The organism is Vibrio sp. SCSIO 43155, from assembly GCF_023716605.1.
GTDB lineage: Bacteria > Pseudomonadota > Gammaproteobacteria > Enterobacterales > Vibrionaceae > Vibrio > Vibrio harveyi.
The window spans coordinates 1305922-1332384 of record NZ_CP071853.1 but is presented as its reverse complement, the minus strand read 5'-3'; the positions used below and the strand labels follow the sequence as shown (position 1 = coordinate 1332384).

Annotated in this window: 21 protein-coding genes; 12 read left to right on the top strand and 9 right to left on the bottom strand. The window is 44.7% G+C overall.

All coding sequences use genetic code 11. The annotated features are described in order from the left end of the window. The first annotated feature begins 228 nt into the window (after positions 1–228). A complete protein-coding gene (locus J4N44_RS22810; protein WP_252045224.1) occupies positions 229–1269 on the top strand; it encodes a Preprotein translocase subunit SecY in 1041 nt (346 codons plus the stop codon). A 96-nt stretch (positions 1270–1365) separates the two neighbouring features. On the opposite strand, the gene J4N44_RS22805 is transcribed toward J4N44_RS22810, so the two are convergent. The 3 genes from J4N44_RS22805 to J4N44_RS22795 all read right to left on the bottom strand — a co-directional run bounded on the left by J4N44_RS22805 (position 1366) and on the right by J4N44_RS22795 (position 3487). Beyond that, complete coding sequence (locus tag J4N44_RS22805; protein ID WP_252045222.1) at positions 1366–1662, bottom strand: hypothetical protein; 297 nt, start codon at positions 1660–1662, stop codon at positions 1366–1368. A gap of 117 nt (positions 1663–1779) precedes the next feature. After that, the gene (locus tag J4N44_RS22800) at positions 1780–2115 is read right to left on the bottom strand and encodes a hypothetical protein (RefSeq protein WP_017190880.1); all 336 of its coding nucleotides are present in this window, start codon (positions 2113–2115) and stop codon (positions 1780–1782) included. Between the two features lie 124 nt (positions 2116–2239). Beyond that, positions 2240–3487: a DUF5666 domain-containing protein gene (locus J4N44_RS22795; RefSeq protein WP_049537605.1), complete on the bottom strand. Its 1248-nt coding sequence runs from the start codon at positions 3485–3487 to the stop codon at positions 2240–2242. Positions 3488–3575: 88 nt separating this feature from the next. On the opposite strand from J4N44_RS22795, the gene J4N44_RS22790 reads away from it, so the two are divergent. The 4 genes from J4N44_RS22790 to J4N44_RS22775 all read left to right on the top strand — a co-directional run bounded on the left by J4N44_RS22790 (position 3576) and on the right by J4N44_RS22775 (position 7998). Beyond that, positions 3576–4244 (top strand): response regulator transcription factor, encoded by a 669-nt coding sequence (locus tag J4N44_RS22790; protein ID WP_005450120.1) that lies wholly within the window; start codon positions 3576–3578, stop codon positions 4242–4244. Beyond that, positions 4216–5457, top strand: a complete 1242-nt coding sequence (locus J4N44_RS22785; protein ID WP_005450118.1) for a sensor histidine kinase — start codon at positions 4216–4218, stop codon at positions 5455–5457. The genes J4N44_RS22790 and J4N44_RS22785 overlap by 29 nt, the downstream gene beginning before the upstream one ends. A gap of 161 nt (positions 5458–5618) precedes the next feature. Beyond that, positions 5619–6548 (top strand): SRPBCC family protein, encoded by a 930-nt coding sequence (locus J4N44_RS22780; protein ID WP_239912485.1) that lies wholly within the window; start codon positions 5619–5621, stop codon positions 6546–6548. 160 nt (positions 6549–6708) lie between these two features. Beyond that, positions 6709–7998, top strand: a complete 1290-nt coding sequence (locus J4N44_RS22775) for an alkaline phosphatase (protein WP_239924838.1) — start codon at positions 6709–6711, stop codon at positions 7996–7998. A gap of 142 nt (positions 7999–8140) precedes the next feature. On the opposite strand, the gene J4N44_RS22770 is transcribed toward J4N44_RS22775, so the two are convergent. The 6 genes from J4N44_RS22770 to J4N44_RS22745 form a co-directional block, all read right to left on the bottom strand. Then, complete coding sequence (locus J4N44_RS22770; RefSeq protein ID WP_252045221.1) at positions 8141–8587, bottom strand: serine protease external chaperone; 447 nt, start codon at positions 8585–8587, stop codon at positions 8141–8143. Between the two features lie 12 nt (positions 8588–8599). After that, positions 8600–10378: a S8 family peptidase gene (locus J4N44_RS22765; RefSeq protein WP_252045220.1), complete on the bottom strand. Its 1779-nt coding sequence runs from the start codon at positions 10376–10378 to the stop codon at positions 8600–8602. A gap of 255 nt (positions 10379–10633) precedes the next feature. Beyond that, positions 10634–10969, bottom strand: coding sequence for a hypothetical protein (locus J4N44_RS22760; protein ID WP_005450107.1), 336 nt, complete (start codon positions 10967–10969; stop codon positions 10634–10636). Positions 10970–10978: 9 nt separating this feature from the next. Beyond that, a complete protein-coding gene (locus J4N44_RS22755; RefSeq protein WP_503064198.1) occupies positions 10979–12892 on the bottom strand; it encodes a tetratricopeptide repeat-containing diguanylate cyclase in 1914 nt (637 codons plus the stop codon). A 629-nt stretch (positions 12893–13521) separates the two neighbouring features. Then, positions 13522–14778, bottom strand: a complete 1257-nt coding sequence (locus J4N44_RS22750) for an aromatic amino acid transport family protein (protein WP_009696312.1) — start codon at positions 14776–14778, stop codon at positions 13522–13524. Between the two features lie 220 nt (positions 14779–14998). Beyond that, positions 14999–17215 carry an EAL domain-containing protein gene (locus J4N44_RS22745; protein ID WP_252045218.1) on the bottom strand — a complete coding sequence of 739 codons (2217 nt, stop codon included), beginning with the start codon at positions 17213–17215 and terminating at the stop codon, positions 14999–15001. Between the two features lie 454 nt (positions 17216–17669). On the opposite strand from J4N44_RS22745, the gene J4N44_RS22740 reads away from it, so the two are divergent. The 7 genes from J4N44_RS22740 (at position 17670) to J4N44_RS22710 (ending at position 26394) form a co-directional block, all read left to right on the top strand. After that, positions 17670–18104, top strand: coding sequence for a GNAT family N-acetyltransferase (locus J4N44_RS22740; protein ID WP_252045216.1), 435 nt, complete (start codon positions 17670–17672; stop codon positions 18102–18104). Positions 18105–18393: 289 nt separating this feature from the next. Then, on the top strand, positions 18394–21057 hold the full coding sequence (locus J4N44_RS22735) for a nitrate reductase (protein WP_252045214.1): 2664 nt from the start codon (positions 18394–18396) through the stop codon (positions 21055–21057). A 20-nt stretch (positions 21058–21077) separates the two neighbouring features. Beyond that, entirely contained in the window at positions 21078–21983 is a 906-nt protein-coding gene (cobA, locus tag J4N44_RS22730; protein WP_252045213.1) for a uroporphyrinogen-III C-methyltransferase, read from the top strand. Continuing rightward, positions 21980–22933: a glycosyl transferase family protein gene (locus J4N44_RS22725; protein ID WP_252045211.1), complete on the top strand. Its 954-nt coding sequence runs from the start codon at positions 21980–21982 to the stop codon at positions 22931–22933. The genes cobA and J4N44_RS22725 overlap by 4 nt, the downstream gene beginning before the upstream one ends. A 258-nt stretch (positions 22934–23191) precedes the next feature. Then, a complete protein-coding gene (locus J4N44_RS22720) occupies positions 23192–24109 on the top strand; it encodes a dienelactone hydrolase family protein (protein ID WP_252045210.1) in 918 nt (305 codons plus the stop codon). Between the two features lie 73 nt (positions 24110–24182). After that, positions 24183–24764 (top strand): ANTAR domain-containing response regulator, encoded by a 582-nt coding sequence (locus J4N44_RS22715; RefSeq protein WP_252045208.1) that lies wholly within the window; start codon positions 24183–24185, stop codon positions 24762–24764. A gap of 265 nt (positions 24765–25029) precedes the next feature. Then, positions 25030–26394 carry a CmpA/NrtA family ABC transporter substrate-binding protein gene (locus tag J4N44_RS22710; RefSeq protein WP_005375887.1) on the top strand — a complete coding sequence of 455 codons (1365 nt, stop codon included), beginning with the start codon at positions 25030–25032 and terminating at the stop codon, positions 26392–26394. Positions 26395–26463 lie beyond the last annotated feature (69 nt).

The following is a 26463-nucleotide window of genomic DNA, read 5'->3' as shown; positions in this document are numbered from 1 at the left end:
CGGAAAGCTATCAAACCTATTGGTGCGCTGAATGTCGCAAATTGAGCTGGTGATTTTGCGTGCTAGAATCGCACTGATTCAATTCAAACTGATTATCTATTCCTCACTTGTTTTCCATTAACGGAATTATGACAGTAATTTAATAAAGGATACGGTATTCTCCGCACCTTTGTAGTTGCTTGAAGCGCCCGTCATATAAGGGCTGCGGAATCTTAAGAAATTTCTCCAATGAAATACGAACAACAGATCGGATATCGATATCCTAAAGGTCGATTTGCAATGGTGAGCGTATACGCGTTTACCGGCGCTGCGATTTTAGCATCGACTATTTTTTCTCTTTTACTGTTTTTGTCGATTGACGAAAACCCAATGATGCAGGCGCTATTTGGCGGTCTGGCGATCATCTTTGAAGCGGGTAAGTTTTACGCTTGGTATGAATACGGTGAGCGTCGTGCACACAGAAACTACACCGGAGCCATAACGGCGTTAGTGTTCTATTTGGTGCTTGCCGCTATCTCTATTGGCGGCAGTATCGGTGGCATCAACAGCGCGACCAACAGCGCCCAAAGTCATATCTCTGTAGAACAAGCGAAAGTGGAAGCGTACAACCGTCAGATCGCGTCAATCGATAAGCAGATTGAACTGAACAACATGGCGGCGCAAAAGTACATCGAGATGGAGCGTATCGCGACTGGCGTAACGCGCATTCAAGAGCAGAACAAGAAGCTACGTGAAGAGCAGCAACGTTTAGCAACAGAGCGTGATAGCTTACCGCCAGTGGCGCAAGGTTCGGTGATTGGTCTTATCGACAGCTTAGCGAAAGCGTTTGGAACGACATCTTCTCAGGCGCAGCTGGGCTTGGTGGTGTTCTTATCTATCTTGTTGGATTTCTTTGCTGCTTTCTTTGTGGGTTTGATTGGTGAAGAGAATCGCTTCCGCCATTTCTTCCGTCGTAACGACGGGATAACGTTAGCAAACATCCGAGATATTGACCCAGAGCCAGCGGGATACTTGCCTCATATCAAAGAGGAAGCCGAGCCTGAAGCGCAACAAGAGCTTGAACCAGAAGAGTCAAAAACGTTATTAGAGCAGGTGAGTGACGCATTAAAAGGTCACCAAATTACTTGCACCAAAAAAGCGGTGGCGAAGCAGTTTAGGCTCTCGGCAGAAGAAGTCGACAAAGTATTTGAAGAACTAGCTAAACTTGGTTTAGTAGGTAAGAAAGCCAACCATCATTACCACTGGATTGGTCAGACCGAAGTGGCTTAAGCATCGCGAACGAAAAACAAAGGAGCGTCCAGATGGACGCTCTTTTCATTTACTCTAAACCCATATTTCACCAATCGACTCACTTCAGGCTGACGATTAATCAGTGATGATCTTCTTGGTTGTGTTTTTAATAGGTTTCTTCTCTTTCTCTGGCATTGCAGCGTCGACGGCCTTACCTGCAAGTCCTTCCTCGGGTAGCGCGTCTTTACCGGCTTCCACCGTGCTGTCTTTTAAGGCTTCTTTTGGTGCGCATCGACCACCGACTCCCACTACCGCTTTAGTGGCTGTTGCTTTGGCTGCTTTTTCTGCGTCACAGTCTGGGTCCAATACGCCAGCGTCCGCAGAGGTTGCGCCAAATAGGAGGAGAAGTAGGGCAAGGTTACGTTTGCTCATTACAGTTACCGTCTTCATGTCAACATGGATTAAGTGTAACTGAGTGATATGAGTTTGCAGGAAAAGAAAAGTGCCGCAGACGCGACACTTGTGAGTTTCTGTTGTAATTTCGGAGCCTTAGTCGTTCGCGACCTCGATTTCTCTTGCGATATTTTGATCGTTTACAACTACACCATCAACTTCAATAGTCGCACCGTCTAAGTTCGCTTCTTGTACGCCATTAAGCTGAGTATTGGTATCAATCACAACCGTTTTGGTTTGGAATTCTGGTCCATGATCGTTTTGGCAAGCAAGCACGAAAGTTCGGGAGTTTGCGTCGTAACTGTTTACTAAGCCTGTGCACTCAAAAGACTCTAATCGCTCTGATGTATTATCGTTGTTTGTTGCCGCGAAACTGCTTGCTGAAATACAAGCACCGAAAAGCATAATTAGAGGTAGTGTCATTTTACGCATTGTTAATCCCTCATTTGGTCATACGTATCTGTTGTAAAAATTGAAAAGAAAAGACGATACGAGAGAGGGAAGAAGCACCACAAAGGCGGTGCTTCTTAGTTGTGTTTGTTGTATTTATATTGACTTAGTCGTCAGATTCCCAAGGCTCAATCTCAAGTGCAACATTTGTGTTATTGATGATAGTACCTTCCACTTCTACATGTTTATTAGCGATGTTTGAAAATGACAGACCATCTTCAAACATTGTTTTGCTATTTACGACCACGCTAGAGTTATCGATAGTTTGGTTTAAATCATTCCAACAATGATCGATGTCGAAAGTTGCGGTGTCCACGCCGTTAATTTTGTGGTTTGCTACCCAGCCAGAACATTCGAACTCATTAACGTTCCAATCTTCTTCGTTATCATCTGCCCAGTCTGGCTTTTCAAACTCGACATGAGTTGCAACCGGGGTGTTCAATGTTCCCATGACAGAAGTCACTTCAACTTCAGAGCCGACGGCTAGATTGGCGATCAACGCTGGGTTACAAGGTGCGTCATCATCATTTTGGAAGCAAGTTTTGCCATCAATGATAAATGTTCCGCGGTAGTTAAGCTCGAAGGCGCTCTGGTCTTGGTTTACCCAAGTGACGATACCTTCAACATCATTTTCTCCTTGTAGTTGGTTGTAGCTTTCAACTTCAACTAACGAGGCATGAAAAACGTTGCCATTGAAAGAGCCTTCTGCTTCCACCCATTGACCCACTTGTAGATCCGCAATGCGGTCATAAGCGACAGTCACATTTGCACCAAGTTTGAATTCTTTCTTATTAAGGTCAATGCTTGAAATTCGACCTTCAACTTCATCTTGATCAGACAAGCTGATTTCAAATTTTACGACTGAAAGTACTTTGTATTGGTTGTTCGCCGCAGGTAGAGACGACACCATTACCCAGTCACCACTGTCAATATCTGAGTTAATGAGTTCTGGATAGACAAGTTCAAAACCATTGATGGTGAACTTGCCCGCGTTTTTGTCGATGATCTTAATGTGACCAGTCATGGTTGGTTCTAGTGTTACAACAACGGGTGCACTAGACGATTTTTCCTGACCAGAACCAACTTGAACCATCATGTTAGGCTTCACAGAAGCAAGGTTGGTTTGTTTACCACCATACATAACTTCTGATACGCGGTAAGTGTAGCCATTTACTGTGATTGAACTGTTTTCACTACTTACAGACTCTACGGTACCGATAGCCGCACTTGGTTTCGCTACAGGTTGAGTTGACTCTCCTTCCGTAGGATGTGTAGAAGGGTTATCGCTACCTCCAGACCCACCACAACCTGATAATGCCAAACCCACTGCCGCTACAAGCGCTAATTTTTTCATGATATCGACCTATTTTGAAAGCTTATTTATGAATTTGGTTGTATCTTATGGCGCTTATCGTGAAGTGTTCGTGAAGAAACGTGAGCCTATGAAAATATTAATTGTCGATGATAATCACAATGTTTCAGAAACTATTGCGGATTATCTAGAGCTCGAAGGAATGACGATAGATTGCGCTTACCATGGAGAGGCTGCGCTAAATTTAATTCAAGAAAATCATTATGATGTCATCATTATGGACATCATGATGCCAAAACTTGATGGCATCAGTACAGTCGAGAAACTCCGTCGTGAGCAACTTTGTGGTACCCCAATTTTGTTCTTGACTGCCAAAGATACTCTCGATGATAAAGTCGCGGCATTCAATGCTGGTGGTGATGACTATTTGATGAAGCCATTTGCCATGCAAGAACTTAGCTTGAGAGTACATGCATTAGCCAATCGAGGTCCAAGGCAAGATATTGGCACGTTAAAGTTTGCAGACATAAGCTTAGATGTGAGAACCGATGAAGTGACTCGCAATGGTAAACACATCAAACTCAGCCGTATTCAAACAAAAATTCTAAAGCTGCTTTTAAAGCGCGCGCCTGCAGCGGTGTCTCGTACCGAAGTAATTGATAATGTATGGGGTGATGAGCCTCCAGGCAGCGATGCATTGAGAAGCCATATCTATGGTTTAAGAACGGCGCTCGACAAGGGTTTTGATGATTCCAGACTAGAGACGATTCATGGACAAGGTTACCGACTCAAAGCATAAAGAATACCCAAGTATTTATCGCAAGATCCGCTGGGGATTTGGTTTAATGACCTTTGCGATGTTTACCTTATTTTGGTCGTTAATTTATGTAGCGGAGAACAAACTCGAAGTACTGAGCTTACACCACTGGTTAGATACAGAGGTAGAGCTGTACCAAGAGAACTTCCAAAACATGGGGTGGGATGCGCCGCTTCCTAACGTTCTAGAATTTGATTCTTATTGGAGTGAAGCACCAACACCAGAGTGGCTGTTGTCTTTCAAGTTTCCCGGTTTCTATGAATACCTTTTAGGCGAGGAGGATAAGCATTTTGTCGTGTTTGATCACCCGTCTGGTAAAGGCTTGATGTACATTGTCTTTCAAGATGACTCGGATGACTACTTGGATGAATACGAAAGCTCGCTGCACCAATTTACATTCTTTTTAGGTGGATTGTTTTCTTTGATCATGGTTGGCTACGGTGTCTATATGGTGCGCATTTTGTCGCGTCCACTTGCCAAGATTGAAGACAAAATAGGGCGAATGCCACCTGACCAACCGGGTTTCGATGTGGATACCAAATTCAGCGAGACTCGTCATATTGAACAGACTCTGTTAGATAGTAAAAATGAAATCGCAGGGTATTTTCGTCGTGAGCAAGAGTTTAGTCGCTTTGCTTCTCACGAACTGCGCACACCCATTATGGTTATTAAAGGCTCAACAGACATTTTGGCTCGCGTACCGGATCAACCGCCCATTGCTCACAAAGCTATCACACGTATGCAATCGGCTTGTGAGGAAATGAGAGTGTTAACGGAAGCCTTCTTACTATTGGGTAAAGAGAAGGTAGAGCCGCAACACTATGCCGATCATGCGTTAACCACATGCTTAAAACAGCAGTTAGCTGAGCTTGCACCTCTATTTGCTAAACAGGGAGCAGAATACAACCTGAGCGAAAATGAGAGTGGGCTCGTTCATGCCCCAGAGAGTTTTGTGACGATTGTAATTAATAACCTGATCAAAAACGCGTTTAGCTACAGTATTGGCGATATTGAAATCGTGTTGATAGGCACGCAACTTACTATTGTTAATCGACACGATGGTAATGAAACCTACAATGCAGGTTATGGTTGTGGCTTAGTTATTGTCGAACGTATTTGTGAGCGCATGAGTTGGCCATTTGAACTGGATGATGATGGCGTAAGGTTTACCGCTACGGTTGATTTTCGATCGTAAAGTCATCAGATTATTAAATTCTGGTAACACACTCATAAACGGTTAGTTGTAAAGCCAGAGCCTCGACTCTGGCTTTTTTGTTCCTAACTGCCAGTGAAACAAGAAAAAATCTCGATTTGAATTAGACTCATAAGAGTAAAAATGAAACCCAAGGAATGGTTATGCTCTCTTATCAGGTCAGCCGAAGTATCGAAATCGAAAAGACGCAAAGTGAAATCATCGATTATCTGAAAGATTTTACCCATTGGCCCGAATGGTCACCATGGATAATTTTGGAACCGGATTGCGAACTTACGTACAGCGAAGAACAAGGAAAAGTTGGCTCAGGATATCAATGGAATGGTAAACGTATAGGTACAGGGGCAGTGGTACTGGAAAGTACACAAGAGCATCGCCTTGATATGGAGTTACACTTCTTTCGACCATTTAAAAGTCAGGCGAAAGTGACATTGGTTGTGACGCCGTCACAGAAGGGGTGTGCAGTAGAATGGATGATGCAATCCCGTGTACCTTGGTTTTTATTCTTCCTTAAGGGGATGTTTAAGTCCATGATTGAAATGGATTATGACCGCGGTTTACGTATGCTAAAAAGCCAGTTGGAAACCGGGCAAGTCTTATCTCAACTTAAAGACCTCGGTTCCCGGAAACAAAACGAAGTCAGCTACATTGGCTTGGCTGGGGCAGGAACTATTTCAGAGATTGGTCCTATTATGCAGCAGCATGTCGAACGCTTGTTTGAAATGGCAGAAAAAGAAAACCTCCCCGTTACTGGAGAGTTGTTTTGCTACTACCTTTCGATGGACATGAAGCGTGGTTATTTTGAGTTTATCACGTGCTTGCCAGTACAAGCAGGAGTCGTGGCGACTGGCGAGTTTGTTGCTGGAACTATCCCCGCCAGTGATACTTATGTCGTTGAACATAAGGGCGAATACTGGTTCTTAGGTAACGCGTGGTCATTGGTGATGAACCTAACGCGACAAAATGGCATTAAAGTGAAAACCAAGCCGTTAGGGATCGAACGCTATATGAACAACCCCAATGAGACAGAGAAAGCAGATTTGTTGACCGAGGTAATTGTCTTCAAGAAATGATGTGCGTTGTAAAAGTATGAAGAAACACCATGTTTCAATCCAACTGCATGATAATATTGATTAATCAATTAGAACGATAACCAAGTTGATGAGTGCGATGCTCAAGTACCTCTCAGTTACTTGGATAAATAGCACCATCGCATTATGTCATGGATGAGATATGAAACTTAAATATTCCCTAATTACTGCCTGCTTATTTGCGTCTACTTCTTATGCGGATGAAGCCCCTAAAAACATCATCTACATGATTGGTGATGGCATGGGACCTGCTTTTACGACTGCATATCGTTACTACCACGATGATCCAAGTACAGAAGAAATAGAACCAACAGTATTTGACTCAATTTTAGTCGGTATGGCGAAAACCTATCCAGACGATGCTACTTATGTCACTGACAGCGCTGCGAGTGCAACGGCATTGAGCACAGGGGTCAAAAGCTACAATGGTGCGATTGCGGTTGATGCTGAGAAGAAGCCAATTAAGACAATGTTAGAGATGGCAAAAGAGCAGGGTATGACGACGGGGCTTGTCGCAACCTCGCAGATCAATCACGCTACCCCAGCGAGTTTTGCCGCACATAACGAATCACGCCGAAACTATGATGAAATCGCCAATGATTACGTCGACAATAAAGTGGATGATCAATTGCCAGTCGACTTGTTACTCGGAGGTGGTGTCCGTTATTTCGAACGAGATGATCGTAACTTAGTTGAAGAGTTTAAAGAGCAAGGGTATCAGTATATTACGGACTTCAAACAACTTCCGGCGTTGCAAACCTTGCCTGCTCTTGGCTTGTTTGCAGATAAAGCATTTCCGTTCGCATTGGATGAAAACCCAACTCGATTGCAAGTGATGACCAACAAGGCGTTGTCCTTACTTCAACGCCAAGATAACGGCTTTTTCGTCATGATTGAAGGCAGTCAAATAGACTGGTGTGCTCATGCGAACGACATTGCATGTGCGATGGCAGAAATGGATGACTTTGCAAAATCAATTGAACTGGCAAAAGCTTATGTTGATGCTCACCCAGATACGCTTTTAGTCGTTACGGCGGACCACTCCACGGGTGGTTTAACCCTCGGCGCTAATGGTCAGTATTTATGGGATACAGAAGCTATTAAGGGCGTTCATACTACAGCGTGGCCGTTGGCGATGTCTTTGGCCAAATCTCACGATATGACCGCGACGTGGAATGAGTCCGTAGATTGGGCATTAACTAAAGATCAAAGTCGACAACTAGCATACGCAAAGTTGAGTGAAGAGCCAGCTAAAGCGCTTTACAAAGAAGTGAAGGATATTATCAATAAGAAGAGTTATACCGGCTGGACGACGAAAGGACATACCGCAGTCGATGTTCAGGTCTTCGCTTATGGTAAAGGCTCTGAGCAGTTTATTGGTTCGCAAAACAATACGGATATCGCTAAGAAACTAATCAACTTTATTCAATAATGAATGGGTGTCGATTGATAGCTTCTCGGGAGCGAGCTTGTTGTAAAGTCGTTAGTTTTACGTGTTTCTTCATTTCTTAAAAAAATACCTCAGCGATTGCTGAGGTATTTTTGATTAAAAGCCAACTTCTCTTGCTAGAGAATTATTGTGCACGGTATTTACCGCTGTTTAATTCAATTTTAGACGCTTTTACGCGACTGTCAGCATTCAGATAGTCACTGATGCCCAAAAGGTCTTGTCCTTCAGAGGCTTTGAATACTGCTGATTCGCCCTGAGCGAAAACAACTTCAAGTTTGAGTTCTTTTGCTACTGCTTTAGCGTCTGCTGGATTTTTTACCGTGACAAAGATAAGGCCGGTTGCTTTTGATACATTGCTAAATGCATTCTTAAACACCTCGTCACCTGCATGCAATTCAGCGGCTTCTGAAAGGTTGTCGGCAGACAGTTTACGGTAATCTTGACCGTTAATTTCTACTGCATCAGACGCGATGAACAAGTCTGGTGTTGGTTGCTCCGCTAATTGTTGCTCTGCTTGTACGGCAGTTGCCAACGTTGATAGAGCCAAAATCGAAAATGCCATAAATTTCATGTGAATGACTCCTTAGTGACCAAAGATACGCATAGACCAGTTCTTGATAACGCCTGGCTTAGCATTGTTCGCCATCGGTACATCATAGATAGCTGAAGAATTGAAATATGCAATGAATGAGAACACTTCATCACCATTAGTATCGATAGCGCGTAGCGTCCATTCACCTTTCGCGTTTTCACCATAGAAGTGGTTCGAAAGCATCAGTTGGTTCTCGTAACCCGCAATGCTTGGATCCAGTGATTGTCCAACCAGACCGTTGCGAGGCGTTTGTAGAACAGAGCGAGTGCCTGATGGAGAGATCAGCTCGATTGCTAAATCTGGTAGACGTGAATGGTCCAGTGTTAGCTTCACTTGAACCGATTCAACCGTAATGTCATCAGTAATAGCGATGGCTGATGATCCGCCCGCTAGACTTGCGTCTGGAACACTGACTTCTGTCGAGTTGCTTGCCCAAGGCGTAATGATTTGTGCTGGCAGAACATTGTTTGTCATGCGTGCACGTTTCATTGCTTCGTCTAGGTTTACAGCACCAAAGCCATAGAACGTATGGAAATTAACGCCAGCTGCGTTCGTCTGCCATGGAGAAATCGCTTCATAGCTAACAACTTCGCCTTGATTATTAACGAACTCAAGTGGCACTCCTGGGTGATCTTCGTCTGTCACACTTGCTGTTTCTGCAAGTAACGCACGAACGTCACGAGCAGTCAGTGCGTGGTTAGTTGACATGATGGCAGCAATGGCACCTGAAGTGTTTGGCGCTGCAGATGAGGTGCCATTCATTGTGCTGGTGTAGTTACAGTTTGGATCTTGCTCTGTACCACCATGGAGACCGTTAATACCAAGATCAGCACTGGTGTTTTGACCTTGTTCACAACCCATCAAGTCGGTGGTGACCATTGCTGGGAAATCTTGACCGTATTCACCAGCAGGCGCTGCAACCCAAACGTTTGAACCCACTGAAGAGTAACTTGCGCGGGTACCATCAGCACGCAAAGCGCTGGTTACTAAGTTGTAGTAATTTGAGTTGTCATAAGACTGCACTGCGTTGTGCATAGGTAGCCCTTTGTTGCCACCGCCAGCAAAGAAGTCACCCGGTAATACAAAGAATCGACCCGTATTGAAGTAACGATAGCCGTTACCTGCTGATTTTACGAACACGGCTCCGCGACCCCAAGCGTTATTCTCGCTGACGTCTTTCATCACATCCACTTCCAATTTGAACTGTGGATCGTTTTCATCGAAAGCAATTGGGGAAAGAGGGCTAAAGCCGTAGCTTTGGTTGAATACACGAACATCGCTTGTTGACGCATCTGCACCGTGAGAAATCAACCAACCTTCAAGAGTTTGGTTTGCGAGCCAGTTAAAGCCCATAAGAGAAGAGCGAGAAGCGACACCGCGAACCCCTTCGCCATTGTTACCAACGGCACTGATCAAACCGGCAACCGCGGTACCGTGACCATTTGCGTCTACCGGATAATCTGATGGGAAAGGAGAGTCTTCGATGAAGTTTCGGCTACCTGTGACTACGTTACCTGCAAGATCTGGGTGATCGATCTGTACGCCTGAATCAATGACCGCAACCTTAACGCCAACACCAGCAATGCCCATTGCTTGAGTGAGTGTTGTGTTTAGGTCGTTACCGGCAACAGCAGGGTTCGCTGCAAACGCAGTTTGTCCGGTGTTGTTTAGGTGCCATTGCTCAGAATAGAGCGGATCGTATGCCGAGACGGCAGGTGAAATGCCTACTGCTAACATCGCAGCGAATAGGCGATTAATGCGTGTTTCCATTTGTGACCTCATGTCTTTGTTTGGAATTTTTCTTCCTGTTCGATACTCCTTTAAACAGGTCTAAACAAAGCTAGCGGTTAAAAATGGAGACGAAAACTGTTTACATCTTATTTACTTTTGTTTTTCGACGCACGACAGTATCTTAGTGTTAACCACTTGAAGGTACGTAAGATTCTAGATATTTGGTGAAAATATAGCGTGTTTGAAAAGCAGGAATATTAGTGTAATTTCCTGCTTTTTATGGAATGGGGTGATTTATATGGCAGGTTGTATGGTTGCCTCAGGTTCTGTAGGGGCTTTCTCTTTACGAGACAACAGACCGTCGACCACTTTCTCAATGTAGAGTTGCTTATATTGTTGGTCACACCAACGCTTGTTTAAACCTCGACGGTTGAACTCAGCACCAATCGCAACACGAGTTTGGTTTGAAGCGCGATTGTAATACAAGGTCTCACACAACTGCATGTTACTCATCTGTTGAGCGTATACGTTGACGCTGCTGCTTCTCATCCCAAGTTGTGCAGCTTGTTGATTGCTGCATGCTGCTAAAAACAAAGGCGCAATCGCAGCAAAAATCCATGTTTTCTTCATTGTTCTGCTCTATGACGTCGAGTGAATCTTGTACTGGTTACGACCAGCTTGCTTTGCATCATACAGAGCTTGGTCAGCAGCGAAAAACCACTTATCCCACTCTTGTTTGATGGTTTGCGCGCTTAATTCATTAACCGCGCCAAGAGAGATTGTCGCGCCCATGGAGTCAGAGTCAACCGATAGGTTGTTGTTTTCAACCGCAAGTCTCAAACGGTCCAATGTTTTTGCACAGTCGTCGGCATGGCTAATTTCGAAGAGAAGCACAAACTCTTCACCGCCCCAGCGAACCAGCAAGTCGCCAGAACGTGTGGCTTCATCGAGTATTCGTGCCACATGCATCAACATTTTGTCGCCCAAATCATGACCATATTGGTCGTTGAACACTTTAAAGTAATCAATATCGATGATCGCGAGAGCAAATCGACGACTTGGGCTTCTGCGCGCCATATTATCGAGCCAGTTCGGTAAGAAGCGGCGATTGTGTACCTTAGTTAATGGGTCCGTTGTGTTCTCTTGTGCAAGTACTTCATTGATTCGGTTCATCTGCCTGATATAACGGAACAACCAAAAACCAATGACGGCGACAACAAAGAAGTAGAAGATTTCGCGATAACGCTGCGACTCAAGTTCAGAAGCTTGCAAAGCATTCTTAGCCTCTAAAAGAGTCAGTTCTTTTTGTGCCAGTTTTGCTTCCAAATCGAGTTTGATATTAATCATCTCGTCGCCATGAATATGATTTTCAAAGCTCTTTTCTAGATTGCGTAGAAGCTCTAATGCGTTGAATGCTTCTTCGAAATGCTTAAGCTGTTGGTTTGCTCGGATAAGAACTAAATACAGATCCATTTTTTGTTTGGTCTCTGCACTTGCTGTTTCACTTAACCCTTCTAAGGCGAGATTTGCACTCTTTATCGCTTGCTCGAACTTACCATCTTGAAGATAAGCTTCTGAAAATGCTTCATAGCATGCTGCTTTCATGCCTTTTAGGTTTTGTGGATTGGGTAAATCTAAACAAGCTTGCGCCAACTGATAGGATTCTTCCATTTTCCCAAGCGTGCTGAGTAGCTGGGATAGGTTAGATACCGAGTTATGCTTAATTCTAACTGACCCTGTCGCCATTGATAGTTTGGCTGCTTCTTCGAAGTAACGCTCAGATTCCTCGTACTTTTCCATCCCAAAGTTAATGACACTCAAGTTTGCGTACATAATGGCTAAGAAAAGGCTATTGTCGTACTTCTCTTGGCTGTTTAAATAGCCTTTTAATGCTTGGTCTAGATAAGTCTTTGCACGATCCCAATCTGATAATTCCATATACAGAGAGGCAATGTTGTTGAGCGTCATCGCGATTTGAATTTCGAACTCTGAATTTTCCAACAAGTCATAAGCAGTTAGATAGTGCTTTAGACTTGTTTGGACCTGAGAGCGTTGAACTTCGGCATTTCCCAACCAACGGTAGGCGCGTCCCTGAAGGGAGTTATAGCCAATTTTTCGAGAGATATTAATAACGTCATGAAGAAGAAGTTCACCTTGCCAGACTTCATCGGCCTCCACCAATTCTACTGCTTGATTCAGTTTTGCCTCGGCAATAACCCACTGCAAATTATGAATGGTACCGAATTCGACTAGGTTTGGGATTTTAGGTAGAGGAACACCTTCATAACGCTCAAGATAAATACGAGCAAAATAATACAGAGCTTGGGATTCTGGTGAGGCGTCTTTAGGTAGTGAAAGTTCACTGGATTTAATTGATCGCGGTTTGCCGATGGAGTCAAAGTAGAACTCAAGCATCGGATAATCGTCTTTAGCGATATGGTGCCTTAGGTAACTCTCTTTGTTTGGTTGTTCAGAGGCAAAGCTAGAAGACAGACAAAGTGTACTTAGGACAATCGGAAAAATAGTTCGTAACGTTTTAAGCGGGAAAAGCATTAGTTTGGTGATAAGAGCTGACTCTTATAATTGAAACACATGTGAAGTCTATCACTTATTCTGAGTGATTACCCATAGATTTAGGCAGTCTATCTATGCTTGTAAAACCTTTATCAGATCAATGTTTGTAGAGGGTTGACATTACGGGAATTTAAAAAACGAAGGACTTTGGAGAAAGGAGAGAGTCGGCTGATGAACCCTAACCAGATATAAACGAACTGAAGTTGTTAGAAGCTTAAAAGAGGAGAGTGAGTTAGCAAACAAAGAGAGGGATCTGCCTTAAAAAAACGGTTGATCTCTAAAATTTCATCTCGTTGTCATAAATATTTAATATTGCTATGTCTTGTGGAAAAAGGCGTTTTTAGACATAGTGTTATTAAGCCATGAAAAACTGGCTGTTCCCATCAAAAAGGAGATTGCCTATGCACAACGAAATGATTCAACCTTCTCGCTTCGGTATTATCGGTCGTACTTGTATTGCTTCAGTACTGATGATCGCAGGTGTTTTCACTCTCATTCAATGAGACAGTAACGAATCATCACTGATAAGAAAACCATAGCAAAATTCAGGGAATTACCTTAATAAAAAATAAGGTATTCCCCTGAAAATCTCGCCTAAATCTCTTTTCTTAACTCAACAAGCTAAAAACCAACGCACTTACTGCAACAATACCTGTCATTAGTACAAAGTATGTAGATGCTTTCCCACGATACTTCTGCAGCCCTTTCACTTTATATACCGCTAACATCGGCATAATAAATAAGATCATGGCAATGACTGGACCTGATAGAGCTTCCATCATGCCTAGTATGCTTGGGTTCATGATTGCTGCAATCCAAATAGACACAAACAGTACGACTACACTGATGTGATCAACACGTCGTTTTGGCATATCAGAATGCTTAGTGATCAAACCATTCAGGCTTTCGCGCGCGCCAAGGAAGTGACCAAGGAATGAAGAAGTAATGGCAACGAAGGCGACAAGTGGCCCCAAAGTTGCAATGAATGGGTTTTCTGTTGCGTTAGCTAAGTAAGACAATACCGATACGTTTTGTGCTTTTGCTTCTGCCAATTGCTCCGGGGAAAGAGCAAGCACGCATGAGAAGACAAAAAGCAGCACAAATGCGATCAGCATAATGCTTGTGCGGCGCAAGATCAGCTCTGATTTTACATCGGCACCTTCTTCATAGTGTCGGCGTTGTACATTCGCAAAACTTGAGATCGCCGCAGCGTGGCTAAATGAGAAGATGACGACTGGAATCGCCAGCCACATTGTGCTTGCGAAAGATGACATTTCTGGTGCATCCATCACTGGCATGCTCCAGTTTGGCATTAGATAAAATGAAAGAAACGCCAGAATCGCAACCAACGGGTAAACCATGATAGCGAACGCACGTAGCATCACTTTTTCACCCGCCATCATGATAGCAATCAAACTGAATACTAATACGCCAGATAGTAGGGCACGTGGCAGTGGCTCCATACCCGCTTGGTTGACCATAAAGCTGTCAACGGTGTTGGTAATACCTACGCCATAGATAAGTAGAATCGGGAAGATAGAAAGAAAATACAGCAGCGAAATCGAACGACCAGCTTTCGCTCCGAAGTGCTCTTCTACAACATCTGTAAAGTCTGCATTTTTGATTTTGGATGACAGCACAAAGCGAGCAAGACCTCGGTGCGCTAAGTAAGTCATTGGATAAGCGAGGATCGCCATAACAACTAAGGGCCAGAAACCACCGATGCCTAGGTTAATAGGAAGAAATAGAATGCCTGCACCCACGGCAGTACCAAACAAGCTTAATACCCAGTGAGTATCATGTTTTGTCCAATTATTTGTTGTGTTTAATTCACTAAAATTTAACGTTTCTCGAGATTCTTTCACTTAAAACTCGCCTTTATAAAAATAATAATCGCGCGGATGTTATATGTTTTAGTGATTGTTATCACATTGGTGGAGTGGTGAATCATGCTGGTGAAAAGGCAGTGGTGTAAATTATCGAACCATGAAAATTTGCAAAAAGCGATATATAGTTTCAATTTTACATATTAAAACTGAAACTATATCGTGAAATTTAACGATTTTTTGGTTTTAGATGTTGTGGTTAAGCTTTGTTCGATAACTTTGTAAGGTAATCATGTAAGGGAAGTGGCTTAGCAACACCAAACCCTTGAGCAAACTGAATATTTAGCGACTCTAGGGTGTCAATATGTGCTTGTGACTCCACAAATTCGGCAACGGTTACTAATTTCATGCTGGTGGCAACTTGGCTGATGGCTTGAACGATAATTCGGTCGTTTTCACTATCAACGATATTTTTTACAAAAGAGCCATCAACTTTGAGCACATCCAGTGGGAGGCGACGTAAATAGTCAAAACTGGCGTATCCGGTACCAAAGTCGTCCAATGCGATAGTCGACCCCGATGCGCGAAGAAGGTCGAGATTGTGAATAGCGATGGGTTCATTGCGCAGCGCATCCGACTCGGTTATCTCAAAGCACAGTTTATCCATTGGTATATGATGCAACCTAGCTTCTGCCTGTATGTCTTCCGCCATCCCTTCATAATTGAGTGCCTTAGCGGTCAAGTTGATGGCACAGCGTCCAACAAGATTCCAATCTTCCACTTGCGCCTTTAGTGCGCTGAACGTGTATTCAATAACCCACTGATCTAATTCTAATTCGAGTCCAAACTCATTGATCAACGGGAAGAACTCAGCAGGTGACATGAGCTCACCTTGGCTTGGCTTTAACCTCAGAAGGATTTCGAAATGCGCGGCTTGAGGTGTTAGCGTCAGGGCGCGATACGGCTGACAATAGAGCTCAAACTGATTCTCACGAAAGCACTGTTGGATAAAGCTGAGTTGATTGAGTGTGTTAGATTGCTGGTGGTTGTGGGTTACCCAACTCACACAGCTTTGCTGATGAGCTTGTTGCTCACACAGTTTAGAGATAAGTGGATCAAGGTTACTATTGCCAAAGATTGAAGCGCACTGAATCGTTCGTTTTACGAGACTAATAGCTTTGTCGTCGAAGTAAAAATAGAAGCTATCTAGTAGGCTAATCAGAGTATCGAGCTCTTTTTCCATGTTTGGTAAGCGGGGCGCGATGCAGAGTAAACCACTCGCAAAAGGAGGCAGGTAGGCGCGCTGTAAGTGCTCAGTATTTGATGCGAGATATTGACTGAGCTGTTTCATTAATTGCGCTCTACCATGATGCCCTAGACCACTTAGCTTCGACAACGTAGGCTCAAGGTCTATGTAAATCAAAGTAGCATTCGTGTGCTTTGCGACATCGTCTTTAAGTTGCGCGAGATTGTACAACCCCGTGAAGCTGTCGATACGCTCTTTACGAATGGCATTGCGTGTGGTGACGTAGTTTTTAATCGTGTGAGCGCCAAGCATAAACGTAAGCATGGTGAGAACAAACAACACCAAAAGCATGGCGTAAACTTGCTCTCTAGAGAGAATATCGGCGTTGAAGCGTTTTATGATGCTTTCGATACAAATCAATAAAGTGGCGGCGCCTACCAACATTGGTCGTACCAAGCCAAACTTGCCTAACGCCATGCCTACCAGACAAAGCAAAATTAAACTCAAGGTGTTGAGTGTTAGTGGGTTAGTCGTTGATATAGCCGCCACAAGGAAAAGCGCACAAATCATCAGCCATAGTCTGAAATGCAAAGGACTGGAATGGGCGTCCATCATGGCGCGGTCGAGCTTTAAATAGGGCGCATTATCACCATCTAACACGTAGCTCAGTCCTAGGCTTAATAAAGGGGTCAGTACCATTTGCGTTAAAATCGCGCTCAAAACTGAATAGGCGATAAACTCAAAAGAAAAATCTGGCGCTCCTCCAAGCAGTGTACTGATCAGAAGCAAAAGTACGGTGTTCGCTATTGGGTAAAGAATGCCGATTAAAATGGCGAAGTAACCTAACTTTAGTGTGAAGTTGTAAGCCAGTACACGCTTCAATGCAGCGCGATAAAGTTGGCAAAATAGTAATGGCAGGGTGGGCAAAAAGAAGGCAAATAATAGCGCCATCTCCCAAGGACGCTGGGAGAAAACGGTATAGTAAAATAGCAGGCTCGCGACAATGGTCGGCAATACTCGCCAACTGTATCTTAAGGTCACAGCAACGACAAAAGCGGCTGTGAAAGAGAGTACATGGACACGATCTTGCGAGATAACATAGAAATTAGACAGGCTATAACTGACTTGTATCGCGCAAAAAATTAGGGTTTGAATGCCTAAAGACTGCCACCACTTTTTATTTTTATAATCGAGCAAAGGGTTGATTTGCTCGAATCCAGACATCGACATTATTCAACTCTAATTATGACAACTTAATTGAAGCGCTGACGTACACGCTAGCGGTACATTTTCGTAATCACTCGCTTGCTAATGAGCCTGATTGCTCAATAAGGACGACTGCTTTCGTCTCGTTATTATTATTTTTGTATATAAGAGCGGCGATTATTCAACAAAAAACGACCAACAATCAAATAAAAACTGGTATGACGTTCCATTAGTTAAAACTGGCTCTCATCATCAAGAATTGGTCTGACCAAAGCAAAAGGAAGTATACCCAAGGAGACTCGCCCTTCGGGAGCATGTCATTGAGTTGAGTTCTGCGTCACCCAACTTGATGATAACGCTCTGAACCCTGCATCTTGAAGTCACTTGGGTATATCAATGTGAACTGCATGAAATCGTTAGGTTTTATCGCGCTTTGCAACTATATTCACTCGGAGAGTTTTATAAGGAAACATTGCCAATGCAGATCACCTCAGCAGATAAAAATGATTTAGCAGCTCTATATACACTGGAGCACAAGTTATTTGGTCATCACGCTTACCCTCAATTTTTCTTTCGACAAGCATTTGATTGTTGGTCTCAAGGTTTGTTGGTGGCCAAAGAAGAAGGGCAAATAGCTGGTTATGTGCTGATGGCGACAAGTGATGAACAAAACACGCAATGGATTCTGTCATTAGCGGTAGATGCGACACACAGAGGCAAGCGGGTTGCGCGTTTGCTAGTGGATAAGGTGCTAAGTAAAGTTGAAACAGGCTCAGTAGTGAAGCTGACCGTTGATCCTGACAATATACCTGCCTTCAAACTGTACTCATCGCTTGGCTTTGTTGTGGTCGCGGAAGAGGATAACTATTTTGGCGATCAAGAACCGCGCTTGGTGATGCAATTCGCTCGCTAGTGCTGCACTTCTGTGAAACAAATCCGCACCTAATCAGTGCACAACCAAATATAAAGAGAAAACGGATCTTTATAAGTTATTGAAAATGAATGGTATTCATAGTTGGCATTGGGATTGCAAATTAGATTGTGTTCATCGTTAACTCGATGCGCCGCTTTCCCTTAGCAGGCGGTTAAGCGGATAGGGTATTACTTTTTTGAGCTTTTATAGGCAATGCAGCCTCTCTCGTTTCGGGAGAGGTTTTTTTTCGCTTTTAGCTCGCCATTGGAAGCAAAAATCAGGGGGCTTAATGTCGCAAGGATGCAAGAAAACCACTTGTCCCTATTGTGGTGTTGGATGTGGTGTTGAGGTTAATGCCAAAGGAATTGTTGGGGATGCGTGTCATCCGGCGAATGCGGGTTCATTGTGCGTAAAGGGTGTGGCATTGGCAGAAAGTTTAAATATGCCGTCACGGTTGTTGTATCCAAAGCTTGTTACCAAGCAGCGACCTCAAGGGCAAGAAGTGCAATGGCAACAAGCCACGGATCTGATTGCCGAAAAGATTCATCAAGCGAAAGCGGAGTTTGGACCGGATTCGGTCGCGATGTACGTTTCTGGTCAGTTGCTGACAGAGGACTACTATATCGCCAACAAATTGATGAAAGGTTACGTCGGCAGCGCGAATATTGATACTAACTCGCGTTTGTGTATGTCTTCGGCGGTTGCGGCTCATGTACGAGCATTTGGTGAAGATGTCGTTCCTGTCAATTACGATGACATAGATAAGACTGAGCTATTGATAATTTGCGGTGCTAATACCGCTTGGACGCACCCTGTTTTATTTCGACGTATTCAACAAGCGAGAGAGAACAATCCTAATCTCAAGCTGGTGGTCATTGACCCGCGTGAAACGGTCACAGCACAGCAAGCCGATTTGCATCTACCGATTAAAAACGATGGGGATGTATCACTTTTTAACGGGCTGCTTAAGTTTCTTATTGAGCAGCAATACGTTGATTCTCAATACATAAATTCCTATACCGACGGGTTTGAGGCGCTTGCAGAAGAAGTTTCTGATTTGCGTTACGATGTCACTAATCTCTCGTCTTCCATTGGTATATCAGAAGAAAAACTCACGACATTCTTCCAATGGTTCGCACAAAGCCCAACCGCAATCACGCTGTTTTGCCAAGGGGTTAACCAAGCTGAAAATGGTGTCGATAAAGGCAATGCCATTATTAATACACACTTGGCGACAGGTAAGATTGGGAAAGCTGGTTGCGGTCCTTTTTCTATAACTGGTCAGCCGAATGCGATGGGTGGGCGAGAAGTCGGTGGATTGGCAAACCAGTTAGCGGTTCATCGCGCTTTTGACGCAGAGTCTATCAAGCAAGTGCAGGCGTTTTGGGATTCACCGGAGATTGCCACTAAGCCCGGATTAAAAGCCGTCGAGCTGTTTGAGGCGGTAGAGCGCGGTGAGATTAAAGTTCTTTGGATCATGGCAACCAATCCAGTTGTGTCTTTGCCAGACAACCAATTGGTAAAACGTGCGCTAGAGATTTGTCCATTTGTGGTTGTTTCCGATATCACAGCGGATTCGGATGTAGCGCATTACGCGAACCTGTTGTTGCCCGTCGCCGGGTGGGGGGAAAAGCAAGGCATGGTGACCAACTCTGAGCGTCGACTTTCAAGGCAGCGTCAGTTTCAAACACCTCCCGGTGAAGCAAAATCGGATTGGTGGGCGATAAACCAAGTTGGGCAAGCTTTGTGTGAACTAGAGAAGACCAAGAGTGGTTTTGCATTTACCTCAGAACACGCGGTATTCAGGGAGTATGCGGCGATGACAGGCATGAATGCAGATTCGCCATTGAAGCTAGATCTTTCTCAACACGCGAACTTAACCGAGCAAGAATACGAAGCTTGGAAGCCTACTCAATGGGGAGGAGTACGCCCTTTTTCTGATGGCGTCTATTCACACCCAGATGGAAAAGCGCGTTTTGTCGTGACCAGCGAATTGCCTCAACGCTTAGAGAGAACAAAAGGCTGGTGGCTAAATACGGGCAGACAACGCGATCAATGGCATACCATGACGCGCACAGGGCATATCGCACACCTTGCCGCCTCTGAATTAGAACCAACCGTGTACATGAACACACTCTCTGCTACTCAAAGTCGCTTAAAAGCAGGACAACTCACCAAGCTGTTCCAGCCCACTTCAAACACCAGTATTTATGCCAAAGTTGCCATTGATGAAGGTTTAGGTTTTCAAGAGCTGTTTATGTCAATGCACTGGGCAGGTCGATATGGCGGTGAAAGCGGTGTTAACGCAATAGTAAACAGCGCAAAAGACCCTATTTCTGGGCAACCTGCGTTTAAGTCATCTTATGTTGAAGTGCAAGACGCGGCGGTAAAAACCTACGGTATGTTCATCGGTACACAGTTTGATTCCGGCAAATTTCTTTACAGCGCATTTCAAGCAGAAAGCAATTTGGGCATTTGGCGCTTTGCACACGATAAAAGACCAAAGAAGCAGAGTTTTTGTCGAACGCAAAAGAGCCGCAGGATTACGATAGATATTGCCCAGGGTTGGCTAGCGGTGGATTACGACCTTGTTGGAGACGCTCGTATCATTCGCTCTGTTTTAGTGGTGTCTAGTGAACCAATTCAAACCGACTACACCAACTTTACTGGCTTGATTGGCAAACCTATGGAGCTATCGCAACTGCTTACCATCACTCAATCGCAAAGCAGTGCCAAACTGGTCTGTAGTTGTTTCCGCGTCACCGATAAACAAATACATGACGCGATGGAGAAACAAGACTGCACGTCAGTGACCCAACTTCAAAACAAACTCAAATGCGGTACTAACTGTGGCTCGTGCGTCTCTCAAATCAAACAAATGGTCGACAGCCATCAGCATCAAAAGGGCAAGCAGCAAGCGAACCAGCAAAGTCTGGCTATTCAAATAAAGTAAGTCACAAAGAGGATAAGCACATGGAAGCGCCTTATCAAAAGTCTTGGTTTAAGAGAGGACAAGCGAGTCAGAAACAAGAACGCTCGTCTCGCTTTTCTAAGCATGATCAAGCAAGCAAACTGAACCAACTTTTAGAAAATAACAACGCAACTCTAGATGCGAACCAAAAAGGTTTTGTGTCGATTGTTGGAGCAGGGCCGCACGATCCTGACTTGTTAACCGTGAAGGCTGTGAAAGCGATTATGTCGGCAGAGGTTCTGCTGTACGACCGTTTGGTTAACAGAGATATTTTGGAGTTGGCTTCGCCACAAGCCGATTGGATTTACGTGGGCAAAAGATGCGGACAACCTAGTATTGGTCAGGAAGAAATTTGTGATTTGATGGTGTCGCTCGCTCAACAAGGAAAGCGAGTTGTACGCTTAAAAGGGGGAGACCCATTCGTATTTGGTCGTGGAGGCGAAGAGGCGTTAGCGCTCGTTAAACACTCAATCGCGTACGAAGTTATCCCCGGCATTACCGCTGCGATTGGTTGTTCAGCAAACAGCTTGATTCCGCTGACTCATCGTGGCGTTGCTCGCAGCGTTACCTTTGTTACGGGGCAAGTGGTAACAGGCGCATTTGAAGCGTGGAGCCAACTGATGCAAAGCGGACAAACGTTAGTTTTCTATATGGGGTTAGAAAAAGCAACGCAAATACAAACGGGTTTAATAGGCTCTGGTTTGAGAGAAGATTTCCCTGTCGCGATCATCACTCATGGTTGTAGTCCACAGCAACAAGTACACGCTACACAACTCAATCAGCTCAATGATTTATCGATTACACTTAAAGGCGTGAGCCCAGCATTGATTGTGATGGGAGAAGTTGTCAAACTGCGCGAACAACTAATAGAAACCGTACAGTCAGTGACGGAATACGAGGGAATATGAGCAGCATTTTGGAATGTATCAGAACAGTCGGTCGTGGCGAGCGTGGCAGAAAACCACTGAACTTTGACCAAGCGTTTCGAGTTATGGATGAATACCTAAACGGTGAGTGCGACGACGATCAGATGGCGATGTTATTGATGCTGATCCGCGTACAGAACGAGACTCAACAAGAAATCGCTGGTTTTGTGAAAGCATTCCAATCCCGCATGCCAGCTATTGGTGCAGACATTGATTGGCCATGTTATGCAGGCAAACGTGAAGCAGCAGGTCAGCCTTGGCACCTGTTGGCAGCGAAGATCCTTGCCGATAATGGTCATAAAGTGTTAATGCATGGCTATCACGACCGTCAATCTGGTCGTTTACACGCCGAAGATTACCTCGACACTTTTGCTATTACGAAAGCGGAATCAGCAGAAGACGCAAAGCGTGTGTTAGAAACACAAAACATTGTGTATCTGCCGCTGAGTGCGTTTGCGGCTCAAGCAGAAACCATGATCGGTTGGAAGAATCGTTATGGGCTTAGAACGCCGATCAATACCGTGGTTCGTGCATTGAACCCGGGGCAAGCAACGATTGGTATTCGTGGTAGCTTCCATCCTGGATTCCAACAACTTCATGCTGAAGTCGAATACGAGATTGGTCAAACCGCTCATGCCGTTGTGTCATTCAAAGGACAATCAGGTGAGTCAGAATACAACCCAAAAGTAAGCCAAACAGTGTGGTTAAGCCAAACAAGCGGTGTGACATCGCATTACTGGACGGAGCAAATGCTATCTGAGGTGCCAATGCCTGCGAACTGCCCGTTTGGGACGTCAGAAGATGACATGAACCAAATGGCGAATACGGTTCTCGCCACAATGACAGTGGTCTTGTTTGCACAAATGCATGATCGAGAAAAAGCCTTTGAACGTGCCTTTAGTTATTGGCAGACGTACTGTCATTACGAGTAATTTTGAGTTGACTGGCTAAACCAAAGTATTGGTTTTAGACAAATCCACTCAAAACAAACAACGCAAAGTTGTTGAATCTGAATCCATTATCTATTGTTTGAAGAAGGTTAAAGATCCTAGCTCACCAGTGATGTGTTTCACCACCTTGCTCCGTATCAGAGAGGTGAAACTGCAGTTTTGACCTCAATTGCGCTCATTCTTTACTTCGCGTTTGAGAATTAGAAATTCCCATATGGTAAGACACAGAGGACATGGATAATGGTTCTAAAACATACCACTCCCACTAAAAAGGCTTCTCATCCTATCCCGCAAGAAGCCTTCGATTGGTACGACGAATACGCCCACGGAAAAATCACGCGCCGTGAGTTTCTTAACAGGCTCGGTGGCCTTGCGGTGCTTGGCTTTAGCATGACAGCCCTGGTCGATGCGTTAACCCCGAATTACGCACTTGCAGAACAAGTTTCATTTAACGATCCTGACATCAAAGCAACTTACGAAACCTTTCCATCTCCAAATGGGCATGGAGTAGGGCGTGGTTATTTGGTGATGCCACAGAAGAAGACCTTAAAATCGCCGACCGTGTTGGTGATCCATGAAAACCGAGGTCTGAACCCTTATATCAAAGATGTCGCAAGACGACTTGCAAAAGATGGCTTTATTGCTTTCGCTCCAGACGCACTTTATCCACTCGGCGGCTATCCGGGGAACGACGATGAGGGGCGCGCCATGCAGAAAGAGATGGACAGAGCCAAGATCGAACAAGACTTTATTGCAGCCGCGAACTTCCTCAAACAATACGAGGGTGGCAACGGTAAATTGGGCGCGGTTGGATTCTGCTTCGGTGGATACATTGTCAACATGCTTGCCGCGGTAATGCCAGAAGAGCTCGATGCAGGTGTGCCTTTCTATGGAACACCAGCGGCGCAAGAGATCCAAAAGCAAGTCAAAGGACCGTTGATGATTCACTTTGCAGGGCTCGATAAGCGTGTTAACGACACATGGCCTGCTTATGAGCAGCAATTGATCGCAACCGACGCACAGTATCAAGCGTTAATGTATGAGAACGTCAACCACGGCTTCCATAACGACTCAACAGCACGCTACGCACCGGAAGAAGCAGCACTCGCTTGGGAACGCACACTCGGCTTCTTCAAAGAACATCTCGCCTCTAGTTAAAACGCTTCAACTTTAGTTGGCACATTCCTTGTTATGTCTCTCTTAGTGAGTGAGATATAAACAAGGAATGTGCATGACTCAATCAACGTCAAAAACACCCATCATAGTATGCTGCGATAGCCTCGAAGAGCAGGCTCGATTGTCCGGCTTATTGAGCAAAGATTACGACAACATCATCGGTTGCCAATTGGCACAACTAGAAACGTTAATGCAACGAGAACCGTCAGCAAGCGTTGTGGTTGGATGGCAGCAACCAACCGCGGAACTGCGTTTGATCGTCGATTTCTGCCGCAGAAAATCGGCACCACTTCTTATCGTCTTAAAGCAATTATCATCCAATGATATCAATCGGTTATCAGAAAAAATGGACTATGTGCTCATGCCCCACGATAGTGAGTTTGCGCTTCAACCTTGGATTGAACATGCGACATTAGTGAGAGCGAAATTCGAAAGTATGCAATCGGAAATTGAATCGCTGACCCATAAGATCGAAGAGCGCAAGCTGGTGGAAAAAGCCAAAGGTCTGCTTATGAAGATGCACAGCGTTGATGAAGATCAGGCTTATAAAGCGCTTAGAAAATCTGCCATGCAATCGAGCCAAACGCTCGCACAGGTTGCCAAGAATTTGATAACTACTTTGGAAGTGTTGGATTAGTTGTTCTACCACTTTGGGGGTAGGGTGCGTTTTCTAACGTGGTGCGTGTTGCACTATCAGCAAGCAATAACAGGGAATAACAAACGACAAGATATACTAATCTATTGTATTTACTGTAAAAAATAAGTTGGCACAGTAATTGGATTAGAAGAATTGGGTTTATTGTTGAATCGCTTATCTCAATTATCAACGGCGGTAATTGTAGACTTAGCAACGGCGCTACTGCTCTTCGGAGTAGTGGCGCTTTTTTTATGGGAGCAAACCAATGAAATGGAGTTCGATGCTGAAAGTGTCAGCAATTTCGTTATCGGTATTCACCACGGTCAGCGTAAAGGCAGAGTTGGGTGAGCCAGAAATTGAAGACCTGAAGTTTGGTTTTATTAAGTTAACCGATATGGCACCGCTGGCGGTTGCTTATGAGAAAGGCTTTTTTGAAGACGAAGGCTTGTACGTCACTTTAGAAGCGCAAGCAAACTGGAAGGTGCTATTAGACCGAGTCATCGATGGTGAGCTTGCGGGCGCGCACATGCTTGCTGGTCAGCCATTGGGCGCGACGATTGGTGTCGGCACAAAAGCAGAAGTGATTACCGCGTTCAGTATGGATTTGAACGGCAACGCAATCACGGTTTCCAATGATACTTGGGAGCAGATGAAGCAATACATTCCAAAGCAACCAGATGGCAAGCCAGTTCACCCAATCAAAGCGGATGCACTGAAGCCTGTGGTCGACAGCTATCTGGATAAAGGCAAACCGTTCAACATGGGGATGGTGTTCCCTGTATCGACGCACAACTATGAGTTGCGATACTGGTTAGCGGCAGGGGGGATTCATCCAGGCTTTTACGCACCAGACTCAGGCGATAACAGTGGCCAGTTGGATGCTGATGTTCTTTTGAGTGTTACACCGCCACCACAAATGCCAGCGACGATGGAAGCGGGCACGATCAAAGGGTACTGCGTGGGCGAACCATGGAACCAGCAAGCCGTATTCAAAGGCATTGGCACACCAGTCGTGACCGACTACGAAATCTGGAAGAACAACCCAGAGAAAGTGTTTGGTGTTTCCAAAGCTTGGGCTGAGAAGTATCCAAACACGCACATTCGCGTAGTGAAAGCCTTGATTCGAGCGGCACATTGGTTGGATGAAAACGACAATGCCAACCGCCAAGAGGCAGTGAAGATGCTATCAAAAAGCGAATACGTCGGAGCCGATGCCGAAGTTATCGCCAACTCAATGACGGGCACATTTGAATATGAGAAAGGCGACAAACGAGACGTGCCAGACTTCAACGTGTTCTTCCGTCATAACGCCACGTATCCGTATTACAGCGATGCGATTTGGTACCTGACCCAAATGCGTCGCTGGGGACAGATCTCAAGCGAGAAATCCGATGATTGGTACATGGATGTGGCAAAAGAGGTTTACCGTCCAGATATCTACCAACAAGCAGCTCAAGCGCTAATTGAAGATGGTGTGTTGAGCAAAAAAGACTTCCCAGATTTCAGTGCTGAAGATGGTTTCCGTGCACCGCAAACACACTTTATCGACAACATCGTTTATGACGGTCGCGAGCCAAATAAATATCTAGAGAAGTTCTCTATCGGGCTTAAAGGAAAAGACAAGGTTTAACCATAACGATAAACGCCACAGGCGAGGGAATTCGCTTGTGGCAACAAGGATGTAAATTTCTTAGGAGTG

Bases quoted from the DNA above. Each gene is read 5' to 3' on its own strand.
- J4N44_RS22810 (WP_252045224.1), top strand. From the start codon at position 229: ATGAAATACGAACAACAGATCGGATATCGATATCCTAAAGGTCGATTT.
- J4N44_RS22805 (WP_252045222.1), bottom strand. From the start codon at position 1,662: ATGAGCAAACGTAACCTTGCCCTACTTCTCCTCCTATTTGGCGCAACC.
- J4N44_RS22800 (WP_017190880.1), bottom strand. From the start codon at position 2,115: ATGCGTAAAATGACACTACCTCTAATTATGCTTTTCGGTGCTTGTATT.
- J4N44_RS22795 (WP_049537605.1), bottom strand. From the start codon at position 3,487: ATGAAAAAATTAGCGCTTGTAGCGGCAGTGGGTTTGGCATTATCAGGT.
- J4N44_RS22790 (WP_005450120.1), top strand. From the start codon at position 3,576: ATGAAAATATTAATTGTCGATGATAATCACAATGTTTCAGAAACTATT.
- J4N44_RS22785 (WP_005450118.1), top strand. From the start codon at position 4,216: ATGGACAAGGTTACCGACTCAAAGCATAAAGAATACCCAAGTATTTAT.
- J4N44_RS22780 (WP_239912485.1), top strand. From the start codon at position 5,619: ATGCTCTCTTATCAGGTCAGCCGAAGTATCGAAATCGAAAAGACGCAA.
- J4N44_RS22775 (WP_239924838.1), top strand. From the start codon at position 6,709: ATGAAACTTAAATATTCCCTAATTACTGCCTGCTTATTTGCGTCTACT.
- J4N44_RS22770 (WP_252045221.1), bottom strand. From the start codon at position 8,587: ATGAAATTTATGGCATTTTCGATTTTGGCTCTATCAACGTTGGCAACT.
- J4N44_RS22765 (WP_252045220.1), bottom strand. From the start codon at position 10,378: ATGGAAACACGCATTAATCGCCTATTCGCTGCGATGTTAGCAGTAGGC.
- J4N44_RS22760 (WP_005450107.1), bottom strand. From the start codon at position 10,969: ATGAAGAAAACATGGATTTTTGCTGCGATTGCGCCTTTGTTTTTAGCA.
- J4N44_RS22755 (WP_503064198.1), bottom strand. From the start codon at position 12,892: ATGCTTTTCCCGCTTAAAACGTTACGAACTATTTTTCCGATTGTCCTA.
- J4N44_RS22745 (WP_252045218.1), bottom strand. From the start codon at position 17,215: ATGTCGATGTCTGGATTCGAGCAAATCAACCCTTTGCTCGATTATAAA.
- J4N44_RS22740 (WP_252045216.1), top strand. From the start codon at position 17,670: ATGCAGATCACCTCAGCAGATAAAAATGATTTAGCAGCTCTATATACA.
- J4N44_RS22735 (WP_252045214.1), top strand. From the start codon at position 18,394: ATGTCGCAAGGATGCAAGAAAACCACTTGTCCCTATTGTGGTGTTGGA.
- cobA (WP_252045213.1), top strand. From the start codon at position 21,078: ATGGAAGCGCCTTATCAAAAGTCTTGGTTTAAGAGAGGACAAGCGAGT.
- J4N44_RS22725 (WP_252045211.1), top strand. From the start codon at position 21,980: ATGAGCAGCATTTTGGAATGTATCAGAACAGTCGGTCGTGGCGAGCGT.
- J4N44_RS22720 (WP_252045210.1), top strand. From the start codon at position 23,192: ATGGTTCTAAAACATACCACTCCCACTAAAAAGGCTTCTCATCCTATC.
- J4N44_RS22715 (WP_252045208.1), top strand. From the start codon at position 24,183: ATGACTCAATCAACGTCAAAAACACCCATCATAGTATGCTGCGATAGC.
- J4N44_RS22710 (WP_005375887.1), top strand. From the start codon at position 25,030: ATGAAATGGAGTTCGATGCTGAAAGTGTCAGCAATTTCGTTATCGGTA.